The 14,587-nt window shown below is 61.0% G+C and carries 12 protein-coding genes and 1 pseudogene; 12 read left to right on the plus strand and 1 reads right to left on the minus strand.

The window, feature by feature from the left end; all coding sequences use genetic code 11:
• Positions 1–1,136 precede the first annotated feature (1,136 nt).
• Positions 1,137–2,501 carry a replication initiation protein gene (locus tag GCT19_RS35710; RefSeq protein ID WP_152854522.1) on the plus strand — a complete coding sequence of 455 codons (1,365 nt, stop codon included), beginning with the start codon at positions 1,137–1,139 and terminating at the stop codon, positions 2,499–2,501.
• A gap of 139 nt (positions 2,502–2,640) precedes the next feature.
• Here GCT19_RS35710 and GCT19_RS35715 read toward each other — a convergent pair whose 3' ends face one another.
• Positions 2,641–3,219 carry a hypothetical protein gene (locus GCT19_RS35715; protein ID WP_152854523.1) on the minus strand — a complete coding sequence of 193 codons (579 nt, stop codon included), beginning with the start codon at positions 3,217–3,219 and terminating at the stop codon, positions 2,641–2,643.
• Between the two features lie 470 nt (positions 3,220–3,689).
• Here GCT19_RS35715 and GCT19_RS35720 point away from each other — a divergent pair, with 470 nt between their 5' ends.
• From GCT19_RS35720 to GCT19_RS35770, 11 genes and pseudogenes are all read left to right on the plus strand, one after another.
• Entirely contained in the window at positions 3,690–4,391 is a 702-nt protein-coding gene (locus tag GCT19_RS35720) for a type IV secretion system protein (protein ID WP_152854524.1), read from the plus strand.
• Positions 4,388–5,272 carry a TrbG/VirB9 family P-type conjugative transfer protein gene (locus tag GCT19_RS35725; protein ID WP_152854525.1) on the plus strand — a complete coding sequence of 295 codons (885 nt, stop codon included), beginning with the start codon at positions 4,388–4,390 and terminating at the stop codon, positions 5,270–5,272. The genes GCT19_RS35720 and GCT19_RS35725 overlap by 4 nt, the downstream gene beginning before the upstream one ends.
• Positions 5,273–5,280: 8 nt before the next feature.
• Positions 5,281–6,585, plus strand: a complete 1,305-nt coding sequence (locus GCT19_RS35730; protein ID WP_152854526.1) for a TrbI/VirB10 family protein — start codon at positions 5,281–5,283, stop codon at positions 6,583–6,585.
• A 31-nt stretch (positions 6,586–6,616) separates the two neighbouring features.
• Positions 6,617–7,405: a transglycosylase SLT domain-containing protein gene (locus tag GCT19_RS35735; RefSeq protein WP_152854534.1), complete on the plus strand. Its 789-nt coding sequence runs from the start codon at positions 6,617–6,619 to the stop codon at positions 7,403–7,405.
• Positions 7,402–8,703 carry a TrbG/VirB9 family P-type conjugative transfer protein gene (locus GCT19_RS35740; RefSeq protein WP_152854527.1) on the plus strand — a complete coding sequence of 434 codons (1,302 nt, stop codon included), beginning with the start codon at positions 7,402–7,404 and terminating at the stop codon, positions 8,701–8,703. Before GCT19_RS35735 ends, GCT19_RS35740 begins: the two co-directional genes overlap by 4 nt.
• Positions 8,703–9,140 (plus strand): lytic transglycosylase domain-containing protein, encoded by a 438-nt coding sequence (locus GCT19_RS35745; RefSeq protein ID WP_152854535.1) that lies wholly within the window; start codon positions 8,703–8,705, stop codon positions 9,138–9,140. The genes GCT19_RS35740 and GCT19_RS35745 overlap by 1 nt, the downstream gene beginning before the upstream one ends.
• Before the next feature lie 3 nt (positions 9,141–9,143).
• Positions 9,144–9,761: a toxin co-regulated pilus biosynthesis Q family protein gene (locus tag GCT19_RS35750; RefSeq protein WP_152854528.1), complete on the plus strand. Its 618-nt coding sequence runs from the start codon at positions 9,144–9,146 to the stop codon at positions 9,759–9,761.
• A gap of 4 nt (positions 9,762–9,765) precedes the next feature.
• On the plus strand, positions 9,766–11,379 hold the full coding sequence (locus GCT19_RS35755; protein WP_152854529.1) for a type II secretory pathway protein: 1,614 nt from the start codon (positions 9,766–9,768) through the stop codon (positions 11,377–11,379).
• 8 nt (positions 11,380–11,387) lie between these two features.
• Complete coding sequence (locus GCT19_RS35760; RefSeq protein ID WP_152854530.1) at positions 11,388–12,716, plus strand: type 4b pilus protein PilO2; 1,329 nt, start codon at positions 11,388–11,390, stop codon at positions 12,714–12,716.
• Positions 12,717–12,741: 25 nt separating this feature from the next.
• Positions 12,742–13,425 (plus strand): hypothetical protein, encoded by a 684-nt coding sequence (locus tag GCT19_RS35765; protein ID WP_227749413.1) that lies wholly within the window; start codon positions 12,742–12,744, stop codon positions 13,423–13,425.
• Between the two features lie 3 nt (positions 13,426–13,428).
• A pseudogene (locus GCT19_RS35770) lies at positions 13,429–14,587 on the plus strand (ATPase, T2SS/T4P/T4SS family); the annotation flags it as partial.

Below are 14,587 nucleotides of genomic sequence, written 5' to 3' on the forward strand. Positions count from 1 at the left end.
CAGGCTATCTTAAATGGCGGTAATCCGCTAAGGCCTACAATTTTTGTGACCTTTCTCGGCCCAGAGAACGCGCAAACGCCCATGCTCGCGGCTTTTCTGCAAACATAGGGTGCCCTGCCAACAATTTCGGTAACTTTTCCTGGCGCATCATAGGCGCTCCTACAATTCTGGCGACTTTGCCGCCGGAGCTCAATGGGCGCCAGCAACCGCTCGCAAGAGGCCCTGACCGATTGCAATTCCCAACCGCGTCAATAGCTTAGCATGCGTTCGCCACGGCAATCTCTATTCCCCGACTGCACTCGGATCGCCGGGGCTGCCGAGCGGCGCCGAGCGGACCTCGAAGCGGCAGATCTCCACAGTTTCGGCGACCTGTTCCCAGACCATGTCTCACGTCGCGATCCTACAATTTCGGTGACTTTGCCAAGTTAAGGGCACTCAAGCGCACGGACGGATCTGCAATCTTCGTGGCCTTGCCACGCCAGACATGAGCGGCACTGTCGCGAAGCCTTGCCGCAACAGGGGTCTTGGCGTACGCAGTGTGCGCTGGCGCAAACAATTTCGGTGACCTTGCCGGGGCCCAAACTGCCCGAGACCAGCCTCCGGCAGGCCTGCCACGTCCCCCCGAACAATTTTGGCGACCTTCGCCACAAATCCGGTGACCTTTCAATATCCGCGCCCGGCTCTTGAGACAAATTGAGTGACCTAACTGCACCGAACGATGACTTTGCCGCACAATCCCGGTGACCAACCGAGCCGCTAATGTGACCTTTCCAAGCTAAGTTCTTGATTTTATTGCAGTGCGTTATCACTAGTATGTTGGTTTAGTTTTCTTAAAGACACTAACTACCAAACCAAACCGCCGCGAAGTTCGCTCGGCCAAACACATACTCACAATCGCGATTGCTAACGCCGGTCTCTTGAAAACGGGGGGACTGAAAGGTCACCAAAATTGTGCTCCTCCCGCCGGCAACCGACGGTATTTGTCGGCGCTCGGCTCCGTTTGTCTGCCACCTCCAACTGCTGCAGAACGCGCATGTTGCGGCGGGAACAACTTTCTATCAGGCAAAGTCACCGAAATTGTTTTGACATTTCGACCTTACCAGGTCACGCTCCGGCCCAGACCAACTGGAGAGGGTATGGATAGCGCGGCGCATCAACTGGCTCTGGCCTTGTTTGAAGACTACACGGCCAGAGGCGAAAGCATTGTTGCGGCACCCCATGATCTGGGCTTCCGGCGAAGCAACGCTTTCGTCAAGATCGTCGACCTTAGCCTCGCGGCCCGCCGTCTTGTCGATGTTGCGTACTTCCTGGTCGCAGACGACCCTGAGATCCGCAAGGAGTATCGCGTCGATTTTGGGCTCTTCAAATGGTTGATGTGCACCACGAGCGAAAACCGGCGGCACCTCACCAAGCTAATTCGCGAAGCCCAGAAAGCCGCGATCGAGTTGACCGAAATCGACGTCGCGGACCCCACCAAAGAGCGCTGGGGTTCTGTCCCTTTGATGGGCTCGGCATTTGTTGACGACGGTGAGTTCACCTTTGAATTGGCGGAGCGGCTTCAACGAGCCATAAAAAATCCCAGTGCATCGCACTTCCTGAGTCTGCGCTACGTTTTCAAGTCTATTCACTCGAAGGTTCTTTACGACCGGCTCCAGCCATACATGGCAGACGGCGTGACGCCATGGTTCGAGGTCACCGCCATGCGCGCCTTGATGGGTTGCGAGACCAAGACCTACGACCTCTTCAAGCACTTCCGCAGCAAGGTGCTCGAGATCGCGATGACTGAGATCCTGGAAGTTACGGGCATTCGTATCGACATGCTTACGCAAAACGTTCCGGGGTCCAAGCGCATCGGCCAACTACGCTTCAGGTTGCAGGGACAGCGCCAAGGCGATGAGCAAAAAACAGCGCTCGTCGTACTTAAATCCCTTTACGACACGCTGCGCAAGGAGTTCGCGCTCAACAGGGCGGAGTTTAACGAGATCATTGCCAATCGTTCGACGTACACCGATGACCGCATCAACCAAGCCATCGAATACACGCGACATATGGCTGCCCGGGGGAAGGTTAAAGTGCGCGCAGGCGGTTATTTCATGAAGGCGTTACGCGAGGACTACCTGCTGGGCACCATCGACAAGGACATCCATCAGCAGGCTCTGGCGCTTGAGTCCACTCAGCAGGTAGCGCAGCAGGACGCCGACACACGTGAAGCCCAACTGAGCGCCGCGGCCAACGACAAAAAGCAGAAGGAAGTGGCACTTGGCTGGGACCACTACAACACGCTCGCTCAGGAAGAACAGGCAAATGTGGCCGCAGAGTTCGCGACAAGCCCCGGCGCAATACTCATTGCGAAAGTGATTAAGGCGGAGCCGAAGGACCTGCTCGCGCAACTTACAGATCCCAAGGTGTACAGCGCATTCGGCTCCTTCGTTGCCGGCAAGATATCGCGGAAGGCGAAGGCTGCGCGAGTCTCTAAAGCGGTCGTTGTTGACGAGGCGTGAACCTGCAGCAGGAACCTGCTGTGTGCCCGCTTACCGACAAAGTATAGGGCCCGCGACCGATGTTCGTTTCTACAGACAGGGAGGAGAAATGCGGCTTCGCTCGGTCAATCAAATGCGCCCGCACAGATTTCAAGTGAGTTCAGCTGCGCGTCGCAGCCTTCTTAGGTGCAGAGAGAGCTCCTGCCCGGTGCTTCCGGTTGTAGGTCGCAAGCAACGCGTTGAGGATCGCTTCCAGTTCTACAATCCGCGGGGCGATCTGCTCGTAATTTGGCACGTCGAGGCGTAAATATTTTTTACCGGGAATGATCCTTACCCGCACGCCTTCGCGCACGACTGGCTTTCCAGTGGTAAGCACAGCAAACACTTCTTCAAGCGAACAATTCGCAGTGACGTGCGCAGTTCGACGAGTAAGTTCGGGTTCGCCAAGCTGGCGAGTGAGCGTTTGAAGCGTCTGAATATTTCTAAAAGATAACTTTCTATTCCTGAATACTTCAAGCACGGCTTCAGGAAGTCGTGCAGCACCTACCATCCTCGACACTTGCGGATACGAGATGTTCAGTTCGATGGCAATGGCGCGCAAGCTCGGCCACAGCCCCTGTTCAAGTACTGAGAGATAGAACTCACCAATGGCGATTACGGAAGCCCGTCTTGCGCGCAACTGCTCGTGCAACGCGATGGCGGCTTCGCGGCGAAGTGTCATGTCGTTGTTGTATTGCATGTTCTTGGCCTGCTCGTTAGGAACCGATCTATCTGAGACAGCAGCAATTGGATGCTGAAGGCGTTGTGAGTTACCCGTTTCGTTGCACCAGTGAAAGAGGTGTCTGAGCCGGCTCAGACACCTGTCTTCAACACGCGCATGCAAAAACTGAAATGCGTTTGGGAATAAGGCATTGAAAATAAGTGGAAAACTGCGCACACAACCAATCTGACTTCGTCGGGCAACCCGGACCGCCGACTGTGAAACGCGTGAAACAGTCGATGGGAAGATGCTACCTCCTTACAGGACAACCGATTTCCCCAAAAGCTCACGAATTTCTGCGTCATTTCACCTTAGGTCTCTGAGCCGGCTCGGCCGTCCGTGAACCTCTGGGGCCGCGCCGAAAAGCGGTGATAAATCGCATCTCTTTCGCATGATCGGCTTCCACCTTGGGCTGATTCAATTGAGTCGGCCCAAATGGATCGACCGTCATGCCCCTGTTCCGCAGCAAGAAGCAAATCGCCCTTTCCACCGCGCCTGGCGGTTACTCAAACGATGACCCTGAGAAGATCATCTTCGACATGGGTGCGCGTCTGCGTACTGAAGCCAATCACTGGAAGACGTTCTGTTTCATCCTGGCCTTTATCGCTGGGGGCGCGGTCTACACGCGTAATCCCCCGCCGTCGGTCGTCAAGGCATATGGCGTTTCGTCTGACGTCAACGGCCACGCAGTAGTCGCCCAACTGGCCGCATACAAGCCCGACGACCAGGCAATCCGCACTTCGCTGCGGGAAACCGTTGAGCGCTGGTTCACGATCGAACCGGTCCTCACAGACGATATCCAGACGTCCCGCATGGCAAAGAATATCAACGGCATCAAAGCCATGATGGTTGGCAATGCGCGCAATCAGTTCGGCGACTGGGTCAAAAGCGACGCTCCATTCCAGGCAATTACCCTGAATCCGAAGCTGGTTCGGGAGGTGCGCGTCACAAACGTTGCACTGCTTGAAGACTCGACCGGCGTCGTGGAATTCACAACCAGCACGACGCAGTCGCCTACCGACAGGCCTGTCGTCCAGAAATACGCCCTGACGATCCGCTATCAGATCGTCCCACCGACTTCCGAAGACGCACTCGGTTCGAATCCATTCGGAATGTTCTATCCGTTGTTCTCGATCCAAAAAACTCAATGATGATCGCCTCCCGCACGCTCGCTTTGTGGGCGGCCGCTTTCGCATGCGCGGCTGCCGTTTGCCCGGCTGTGAATGCAGCGAAGAAGGACGTCGCGGCCCCGGCCGCTTCGTTTGACCTCGCCACAGCAATGAGCGACCCGATGAGCCCGGTGAATCCCTATAACGCCGGTTCGGACCCGATCACCATGCCGGGCGATGCTCGGATGGTCGTGTTCCCCTATAGCCGCGATCAGATCTACCGGATCATGACCGCGCCGCTGAAGAACACAACGATTGAGCTGGCGAAGGGCGAGCGCGTGACGACCGATCCGGCTATGGGTGACTCGATACAGTGGGTCATCGACACGGATGGCGAGAATCACCTCTTCGTGAAGCCGGTCAAACCCGGCCTCGTCAACACCCTTCACCTGACCACCAACCTGCGCGAGTACGACATGACGCTCGTGTCGTCGCCGATGGGCGGCCTGTTTTATCAGACTGTGCGCTTCAGCTACCCCGGCTCTGTCATGGCGAAGGTCCGCGCGCGCGAACAAGCGGGCGTTGGCCCCGAGGGCCACGGTGACGATTCCGAGGGCCGGACGGATTCGGGCCCAATTGGCGTCTCGCCTGACAAACTCAACTTCGACTATACAGTCTCCGGTTCGGCGTCGTTCCGTCCCGAGACCGTGTTCGATGACGGCAAGTCGGTATGGCTGCGCCTGCCCGCCAATGCACCGTTTGCCGTGCCCCTCGTCAAGGATCACGGGGATGTCGTGAGCCCGAACTTCATTCGGCGCGGCCAGTACATCGTCGTGCAGGAGATAGCCAACCAGATCGTGCTGCGCGCCCCGAATGAGGAAGTGACGATCAAGCGCGGCCGTGCAGGCCTGTTCGGCTTCTGAGGGGCGAGATGAACTCACCGACCGATCAGCAGAGCAATCCGCGCGCAAGTCTTTTCAAGGGGAAGTCGCCCCGCAACGCACTGTTTGCGGTGGGCGGCGTCGCCGCAGTCGTGATCGGAGCACTCGGCTTCTACTACCAGGTGAAAGAGAGCGCCAAGGTTGACGAACAGGCGGCGCTGCAGAAAAAGGCGAAGGCTGCTGAAGTCGTCGACAAGTCGAACAACACGCAGGACCTTAACAAGACGATCGACGACCAGTTGAGCGAGGCGCGCAAGATGGCGGCCTCCGAAGCGCGCGCGGCGGCCGCCGCACGCTCGTCCTCGCCCGCGGCTACGTCGAATATGAATGTCGCGCCTGCGCTAACCGCCGATGGTTTTATCAACGATCAGCAGACCAGGCAGATTAAGGCTGACGCCGACACGGACGCGATCTTCGCGTCGCCGATCTTCAAACCGGGCCTGAAGGTCAAGGATACGGCGCGTGCGTCTACGACGCCCAACCCGTTGCCGGGAGTGCTCACGCCCGCTCAGGTCGCGGCCCAGCAGGCTGCCGCGCAGGCGGCGGGAGGGTCGGTCGCTGAACGACTCGCGTCGGCCTTCGCGGCCGCAGGAGCAGGACAGCCGCAGTCGGCGCGTCCATATTCGGGCCAGGACCACGATGCCACCTTCATCAGGAATGTGTCGGCGCAGTCCGGTAGCGACCAGGATTTTCCGCGCTCCGGTTTTGTGGGCCAGGCGCATGGCTGCGTGCTTTCGCCTCCCCACCACATCGGCGTGCTCTCGACAGAGCGACTTAATTCCGATCGTCCCGGCACAGCCTCACTGATCGTCGAAAAAGATGTGTACGACAGCATCCGTGGCGACTGCCTGATGATCCCCAAAGGCAGCTTCATCACGGCGCCGTATAGCTCTGACATTCAGCCGGGCCAGGAAAGCATTCTCGTAGCTGCGACGGAGTTGCGCCTGCCGAACGGCAAGCATGTGCCGCTCTTTGGCGCGCAGGGCGCGGATGGCGACGGTTCGGCTGGCTTCTCGGGCGATGTCAACAACCACTTCTTCAAGATTTTCGGGACGTCGTTTCTCGTCGCGATCCTTCTGCACAAGTACGACGGTGGCGAAACGTCCACCACCACGGGTCCGCTTGGTGTCACCCAGGTCGGCAGTACGGCGGGCCAGGTTGCCGCCACGACGGCCCAGTCAGTGCTTGAACGATACAAGAACATCCCGCCGACCATTACATCGGACCCAGGTGAGCGCCGTTTCATGCTCAAGGTCAATCGCGACATTGTGCTGGAGCCGTATCGCGATGAGTAAGTCGCTCGAAAAACTTATTGCTATCGGCGGGATGGTTGTTGCGCTGGTCGCGTACCTTCACGGCGCCCAGGCTGCGACGATCGCTGAAGTGATCAGCCCGACAAGCGTTGTTCTTGCCGAAGGCAAAGCCCGCGCGCTCGCTTCGTTTGATGGTAAGCCCGTGTTCTGGTGCGGGCTCCAGGTGTTCGAAAAATGGGCGACGCCGCTGGTGGGGCAATCCGTGGCAAGCAATCCGGATACGGGTATTACCGTGTCGGTCGACTCGCGCGACGTCTCGCTCGAGCGGTTGCTCGTCGCGAAAGGCTGGCTGCAGCCAACCGTACTGGACGATGACGCTCAGGCCGCGATCGCCGAGGGCCGCGGCGGCTGGGCGTGCGCGAGCGCGACAGCTCCGTTTGAGCTCATGCATAGAAGCGTCGATCCGAAGATACTCGCGGGCATCGCCTTGAACGAGTCTGGTCTAAACGGGCGGGCCTGGCCCTGGACGCTGAACATCGCGGGGCAGGGCTTTTTCTTCAAGACGCGTGCGGATGCTTATCGCGTCGTCCAGTCGCTGATCGCACGCGGTCGCAGCGACTTCGACGTAGGCGTAATGCAGATCAACTGGGCGTACCACTCGCGCCGTTTCGCATCGCCGTGGGACGCGTTGTCTCCGGCCACCAGCATCCGCGTTGCTGAGGACATTCTCAACGAGAACTACAGCAAGACGCACTCCGTCGCGAAGGCGATTGCCTATTACCACAGCGCCAATCCGGCTCCGGGGCAGGCGTATCTCGCGCGTTTCGCGCGGCACCTCAACCAGATCCAGGCCGGCCTATGAAACTCAACGTTTCCCGAACTGCTCTTGCCTGTCTCGCGCTGTTCGGCGCGATCACGGTCCATGCAGCGAACACTGACCCATTCGATTTCGATTACGAGATTGCTGGCGGTATCGCCGAGCGTCCCGCGCTCATCTTCAACGATGGATCGAAGACCTACATCCAGCCTCGCGCGGGCCAGGTTATTTCCGCAGTCGGTGGCCACGCGGAAGGCCCCTATGTCGTGGTCGACGGCACGCCCGAAACGGTCACGTACACGGTGGCCGGCCGGCAGGCCAGTGCGCGCTGGACGAGAGCAAACACGTTCATTGGCGGCGGAGCGCGTGGTGCGCTCGCGGCGTTGCGCGACGATCAGCCCGCTGGCTTCGATGGCTTCACCAATCGCCTCGTGCTCATCGGCACACATGGTGCGCTCGAACCGGTCCGCGCGCTCAAGGCAAGCATGCCCGTGGCCAGCTTTGTGAAGGCGTTGGCTCCGCAGGGCTGGACAGGCTCAGCACAGAAGGACGTGGACATCACGGATGCAAGCGCCTTTGCCACGCGCGCGGGCGAGAACTGGATGCAGGCGCTCGATCGCCTGATGACGCAAACCGGACTGTATGCGGACGTCGACTTCACGTCGCGACACATCCGCCTGCACCGCGATGCGCCGAAGTCAGGCGCGCTCAATTATGCCGCTGGCGAGAAGCCGCAAGCCGATGCCGTTGCGCAGACGGTGGCTGCGAAACCAGAGGAAGCGGCACCGGCCGCTGCGCCTGCATCCCTGCTGGCCGAATACTTTGGCGCGCAGGCGATCCGCGACGGCGACGACACGCATACGCAGATCCGCTTCGCGTCGAAGCCGACCGGGGAGCTGACGTTCAGAACGCCCGAAGGCCGCTCGCTGCATCCGAAGTGGGATGCTGGTACGAACGTGATGACCATCGAGCGCGCCGAGCGCATGGTCGTGTCGGACGGCACGAAGACCGTCGAACTCGCGCGTTCCGCGGGGACTGTCTATGAATTCGACACCACCAGCCCGGCGCACCTCGAGGCAGTGTTCGATCGCGACGGCCAAACGTATTTCAAGTTCGCCGGGTCGGTAGTGCAGATCCATGTGGCAGACGTGAAGCACCTGGGTTCCGGCGAGCAGAAGGGCCGGTACTACATGTTTAACGGCACGGCCGAACAGTTCATCGTCACCGCGGATGGCAATACCGTGAATGTCACCCGTCGCCACGATGTGAAGTACTTCGAGCGTGCCGCGCCCGGCTCCCGGCCCGCGTCGACGGCACTTGCAACTGCGGTGGCGAAATCGTGATGCACGGGGCGCGCATTTCCATTGTTTCCGTGGTCAGCGCGGTGCTGCTCGGCAGTGCCTCCGTTGCGCGGGCTGACTGCCTTGATGACGCTGCTGCCTACCGGCACGTCAGCGCACAACTGGTCCGCGCGATCGCACAGCACGAATCCGGCATGCGGCCGAACGCAGTGAACGTGAACAGCAACGGGACCGAAGACATCGGCCTGATGCAGATCAACTCATCGTGGCTACCCAGGCTTGCCCGGTATGGCATTCGCCGGGAGCACCTTTTCAACGCCTGCGTGAACGCCTACGTCGGTACGTGGATTCTGGCCTCGAACATCAGACAGTTCGGGCCGACCTGGAAGGCCGTGGGTGCCTATAACGCGGTTTCGACCCAGAAGCAGCTGATCTATGTCAACGCAATCTATCGCCGCCTGCAGCGGCAGGGGCAATAACGAATGAACGTGACCATCGAACGCAATGAACGGGTGCGCGTGATCGCGCGTATCCTGGCTGCACTGGCGCTAGTGGGCGCATCAGGCTGGAGCCACGCCGCAATCGACCCGGACCAGTCGCATGTCGCGGCCCCCGCCGGCGACGGATGGCAGATCCTCGCGGCAGTCCCGTCGTCTCGCGCGACAACTGCGATTTCTGCACCAGCACCCGCGCCCGCGCCGGCACTCGCACCAGCACCAGCACCCGCAGTGGTTGCTGCACCCGTTGCGCGGACGGCATTGGATGCCTCGTCCTCACATACCGCAACAAGTGTTGCCTCGGTGGTTCTGCCGGGCACACCGACAGCACCGGCTGCCACGATGACGCTTTCGCTCTCGCCGCAGGACCTCAATCTGCGCAACGCGCTCGACCGCTGGTTGCAGACGCAGGGCTGGCAACTTGCGTGGAAGGTCGATGACGATCTGCCGCTCGAATTCAATGCGACTTTCTCTGGCGACTTCACGACCGTTCTCACGCAGGTCATGCAGGCGACCAATCACATGCGCGTGCCCACGCGCATCTGCCGTCACACGAACAACGTCATCCGCGTCATCGCGCGCGCGGCCAACTGCCAGGACTAACACCATGCGTCACGCATCCATTATCAAAACTGGCCTTTCCTTCGCCTGCTCGCTGATGATCGCGGGTTGCGCGGTCAATCAGAGCGACATCAACGCGTCCTACGACGCGGCTCATCGCACCGGGAGCGATGCGATGGCCAATCTGCCCGGTTCGATGGCGCTGGTTGAAGATGTGCCGACTGCGTTCCTCGGCGACCGGCTTGTGCCCGTCGCGTATGAAGCGAAGCTGCCCGCCACGTTCCGCGAGAAGAAGGTGACGATGCCAGCGAACATCGGCATCAGGCAGATTTCGACCCTGATCTCGGGCGCAACCGGTTATCCCGTCCATCTGAGCCCGGACGTGTTCGTGCCGCGCAGTTCGCTGGTGCCGCGAGAGTCAGCGGGCGGCAATGTCACAACGAGAGGCTCGAACGGGAATGCCTATGAAGAGCCTGTCTACGGGCAGGTATTCACGGGCTATGCCGGCGCGTATCTGACACGCATGACCGAAGACCTCGGTCTCGACTGGTCGTTCGACGGCTCGACCATCAACATCACGCGCTTTGTCACGCGCATGTACCAGATCGCCGCAATCCCGGGCAAGGTGTCCATCAAGTCGACCATGTCGAAGGGCATGGATACCTCGACGGGGAACCAGGCGAACGGCACCGGTGGATCGGGCGGCAATACGGGCTCATTTGCAGCACAGACGTCGACGGGGCGGGAAGGCGATTTCGACCAGATCAAGTCGATCAGTGATGCGCTCGACAAACTGCGCACGCCGATGGGCCACGTCAACGTCAACCCGCAAAGCCGGCTCGTGATGATTTACGACACGCGTGAGGCGGCAGACCGCATGGGCAAGCTGCTTGCGCAGGAAAACGCCGTCTCGACGCGCCAGGTGATGTTGCGCGTGCGTACGCTGCAGATCGCGCTGAACAACGGCAGTCAGGCGGGCGTGAATGCCGACGTGGTGTTCAACTATATCCAGGGCGGTCTTGCCAAGTATGCGGTCAGCTTCACGTCACCCACGTCGCTCTCGTCGGGCGGGGGTACGGTCGGCCTGTCAGTGCTGCAACCGAATGCGCCGTTCTCCGGCACGAACGCCGTCCTCAATGCGCTGAACCAGTATGGCCGCACGGTGCAGGACAATACGCAGACGAAGATGACGCTCAACGGCCTGCCCGTTTCGATCGCCTCGTTCCAGAGCGACGACTATCTGCGCTCGACATCGCCGTCTGCGGGGAGCCTCACGGCCACGTCTGGGGGCGTGCCGGGTCTCACGCCGGGAACCGTGACCACGGGTGACTTCGTCAACATCCTGCCGGCCGTCAACGACCACAACCAGATCATCCTCTCGTACTGGGCCGACAGTTCGAAGCTCAATGGCCCGTTCACCTCGGCGTCGGTCGGCTCTGGCCAGACGCTGCAACAGATCCAGTTGGCGCACACGACAGGCAGCAAGGAGGACCAGACGATTGCGCTGTCTGATGGTCAGACGGTCGTGCTGTACGGCCAGATGACGGACCTTGCGAACAGCACGACGAATGGCGGTATCGCGGGTATCACGGGTCTGTGGAACAAGTCGAAGACCTTCCAGGTGATCATGCTGACGGCTACGGTCGTCCCGTCGATGTGAGCGTGGGCATGCACATTACCGATCCGCTGCCGCGCGAGAAGAACGCGCGTCTGGTCTTCGGACTGGACTGGCGCGCGTATCCCGCAAAACAGATGCGCGCCGAGCGCCGCCGATACGCCGATGATTTCGGCGCGACGCACTACATCGAATACAAGGTCGGCAAGGACGCCATCGGTGGTTTCTGCGCACCTGAGCCGGGTGAGATCAAGGGCGCGAGGCTTTACTCGGGCGCGGCGCGGATCGCCCAACACGAACGTGTGAATGGAAGGGCTGCCGTACTCGTCATGCTGCAGGATGACCAGCGCGTGCACATCGTCTTCGTGGTGCGTGGTGTCGTACGCAGCGATGAGGTTCTCACGGTACCGAAGGCGCACGAAAGGCGTCTGGCGATCGAGCAGGAATGCCTGAGGCTGAACCTGACGCTAACGACGCTCGGCTCCGGCCAGGCTGTTGGCGACGTGGACGAGAGCTTCGGCGCGGCCGCGCTGCTGGACGATCGCAAGACGGGGCGCATTTCGAAGCTGCCGGCTAACGTGCCGACAGTCGTGCCGGTTCTCGTGATTCTCGTGGCCGTTGTCCTGGGCGGCATGCAACTGAGGGACCTGTTGGATCCCCCGACGCCGCCGGCCCCGAAAGAGCCGTCGCTCGAAGACCGGTACGCCGCGCTAGTGCGCCAGACGTTCGCCGCAAAGATGCCGCGCGCGAATCTGCTCGCGCCAGCCCTTCTTTCCACCCTTGGCAGTAGCGAATCCGTCGTGGCGGGATGGGTCTTCGAGAAGGCCGTGTGCGCGACGCAGGGCTATTGCTCGTTGACCCTCCGCCGGTATGGCGGCAGTTTCGATGACCTCCGCCAGGCGGCGCCCGAAGCGATGCGTCCGCTGCGCTTTGACGCGGATGGTCTGCTTGCCGGAGCACGCGGTCCGCTGGTGCCCGGCGTCGCGCTCGTGACAGCCAGTGACCAGAAGACGTGGCCGACCGAGCAGGGACTGATCGACGCGCTGCAGACGCCACCACAGAAGCTTTCGACCAAACCGTTCGAGCTGGTCAGCTACGGCTACACAGTGCGCATCGAACCGGCCAGGCCGTTACTCGCGATTCCGCCTGGCGCAACCGGCCCGCGGCCTGCGCAGATGATTCGCGTCGGGGCGTGGGAGATCAATGGCTTTCGCTGGCAATCACCGTTGCTCGCGAAGTTGCCATCCAACATGACGCTCGACTCCATGACCGTTGAGCTGAAGCTGACCGAACAGGGCGCAACAGGAAAGGCGGGCAGCGGCACAGCCGACCAAGGTGGTATCCATTTCACAGCGAAGGGCAAATACTATGTTCTCGAATAAACGGCTGACGGCGATTGCCAGTGCATTGACGCTGATCACCGGTGCTGCGCAGGCGCAACAGACGAAGCCGGCTTCGCCGCACATGCAGACGGCGAGCGTGCGCGTACCCTCGGCCAATCTCGACATGGGTTCGCCTCGCGCTGCTTCGGCCTCCGCGGCTTCTCAACCGGTTTCGCAACCCATCTCGCAACCCATCTCGCAACCGGCAGCGCAGACGTTGCCGGATCCCGCTGCGCCGCACCTGTCGATCGACGAGATCGACGAGATTACCCGTTCGAAAATCGCACGGCAGCTTGCCGGCGATGGCGGCCCGCAGGGTACTGCTGTCACGCTCAACGCCCCTCCGCCTTCGACAGTGCCAGTCGCTCCGCAGGTCATGAGGGCGACACCGCCGGCTTCCCACACGGAACCGGTGCGATTCGTTGGCGCTTTCAGCGATACGAGCGGAACGTCGGTGCTGTACGACTACCGCAACGCCTCCTATCCCGCGCATGTTGGCGTGAAGCTGCTCAATGGCTGGACCGTGAAGCGGGTTGAGGGATTCGTCGTCACTGTCACCGATGGCAAGCGTACCTGGACCGAAACCATCAGCGGCGGCACGACCAATACGTCCGACAACGCGCAGCAGCCGGGCAGTCCGGCGCGAACGCTGAGTGATCTCGGTGGTCCGCTGCCTTCCTCCTTTCCTCTTTCCGCTGCCGCACGATAAACGATGAGCCTGTTCAACGGTATTGAAAAAGACGAGCCGTCCTCGCGCGGCATTCTTGGGCGGTTCCGTGCACTGCGCGCCGGGTTCACTGACGAATCCCCCGCGTCGATGCCTATCGCGGGCGCAGGTCGCAATGAGGACAAGAATCGCGAGCCGCGCTTCGTGCGTAAGGACAAGCCGCTCAAGGCAGAGCCTGTGGACACGAAGCCGGGCCAGCCCATGACGTTGGGCATGCGGCTGAGAATGGGCGACGTCACTGACGTCGACGCCAATGAAGGAGACTCGTACGTGGTGAGCGCCGGCGGTGATCCGTCACAACCCGAAGCGACGGCGCACCAGGCGCACGTTGAGCCGGCGGCTCATCACCCGGCTGAAAGGCAAGGGGTCGCGGAGGACGTCGCTGAAACGATGCGCAATGCTGGTCCCGAATCAGCGATGGCGTCCAGCATGGTGGAGCCCCTTGCTGAGCCCGCCGTCCAAAGCATGGAAGCGCATGACGTTGCACCGCAGGCAGTGCCGCTCACAGGGTCCGCCGACGAGGCACATGACGTGCACGAACTCCATGCACAAGCTGACGTGGTGTCGCAGCAGACGGAGTTCCTGCCGTCAGGCCTGCCGCAACTGGTGGCCGCGGACGCACTGGGTTTCAAGCGCATCCTGAGTGAGCGCGGCCAGGATGCAACCCTGCGCATTACCGATGCGGCGCGCCGCGAGTTTGTGGCGGTCGAAGTGCAAGCGGGGATGGCGATCATCATCACGACCCGCACGTTCCACGAGTCCGCGCTGTATCCGACGTATGTGATGGATCTCGAGCGCGCCGACATCAAGGTGCATGAAGAGATGATCGCAACGGACGCGGTGATCGCCGCGATCTACGCGACCGAGCGCAACCGCTCGGCGGCCATTCTTCCGGAGAGTTCGCGTGCGATCGGCACATTTCGCGACGTGGCCGAAGCCGCACACGCGTATGGCGCCGGTGACATCCACTTCGAGTACCGCGACTTCAACGACGATGTCGAAGTCCGGTTCCGCGTGAACGGCGACCTCTACACGTACCGGAAGCTGCCCAAGGCGCTGGTGCGTCGCGCGCTCTCGGCCGCCTATCAGGATCTCGTCGCGCGCAACACCAACTCTGGCGAGACGTTCCAGCCCACGGCGTCGC

This window comes from Paraburkholderia atlantica (genome assembly GCF_009362785.1).
GTDB lineage: Bacteria > Pseudomonadota > Gammaproteobacteria > Burkholderiales > Burkholderiaceae > Paraburkholderia > Paraburkholderia atlantica.

What these genes read in the sequence shown, in the direction of transcription:
- GCT19_RS35745 (WP_152854535.1), top strand. Translation starts at nt 8,703, where the DNA reads ATGCACGGGGCGCGCATTTCCATTGTTTCCGTGGTCAGCGCGGTGCTG.
- GCT19_RS35755 (WP_152854529.1), top strand. Translation starts at nt 9,766, where the DNA reads ATGCGTCACGCATCCATTATCAAAACTGGCCTTTCCTTCGCCTGCTCG.
- GCT19_RS35740 (WP_152854527.1), top strand. Translation starts at nt 7,402, where the DNA reads ATGAAACTCAACGTTTCCCGAACTGCTCTTGCCTGTCTCGCGCTGTTC.
- GCT19_RS35730 (WP_152854526.1), top strand. Translation starts at nt 5,281, where the DNA reads ATGAACTCACCGACCGATCAGCAGAGCAATCCGCGCGCAAGTCTTTTC.
- GCT19_RS35710 (WP_152854522.1), top strand. Translation starts at nt 1,137, where the DNA reads ATGGATAGCGCGGCGCATCAACTGGCTCTGGCCTTGTTTGAAGACTAC.
- GCT19_RS35720 (WP_152854524.1), top strand. Translation starts at nt 3,690, where the DNA reads ATGCCCCTGTTCCGCAGCAAGAAGCAAATCGCCCTTTCCACCGCGCCT.
- GCT19_RS35715 (WP_152854523.1), bottom strand. Translation starts at nt 3,219, where the DNA reads ATGCAATACAACAACGACATGACACTTCGCCGCGAAGCCGCCATCGCG.
- GCT19_RS35750 (WP_152854528.1), top strand. Translation starts at nt 9,144, where the DNA reads ATGAACGTGACCATCGAACGCAATGAACGGGTGCGCGTGATCGCGCGT.
- GCT19_RS35735 (WP_152854534.1), top strand. Translation starts at nt 6,617, where the DNA reads ATGGTTGTTGCGCTGGTCGCGTACCTTCACGGCGCCCAGGCTGCGACG.
- GCT19_RS35760 (WP_152854530.1), top strand. Translation starts at nt 11,388, where the DNA reads ATGCACATTACCGATCCGCTGCCGCGCGAGAAGAACGCGCGTCTGGTC.
- GCT19_RS35725 (WP_152854525.1), top strand. Translation starts at nt 4,388, where the DNA reads ATGATGATCGCCTCCCGCACGCTCGCTTTGTGGGCGGCCGCTTTCGCA.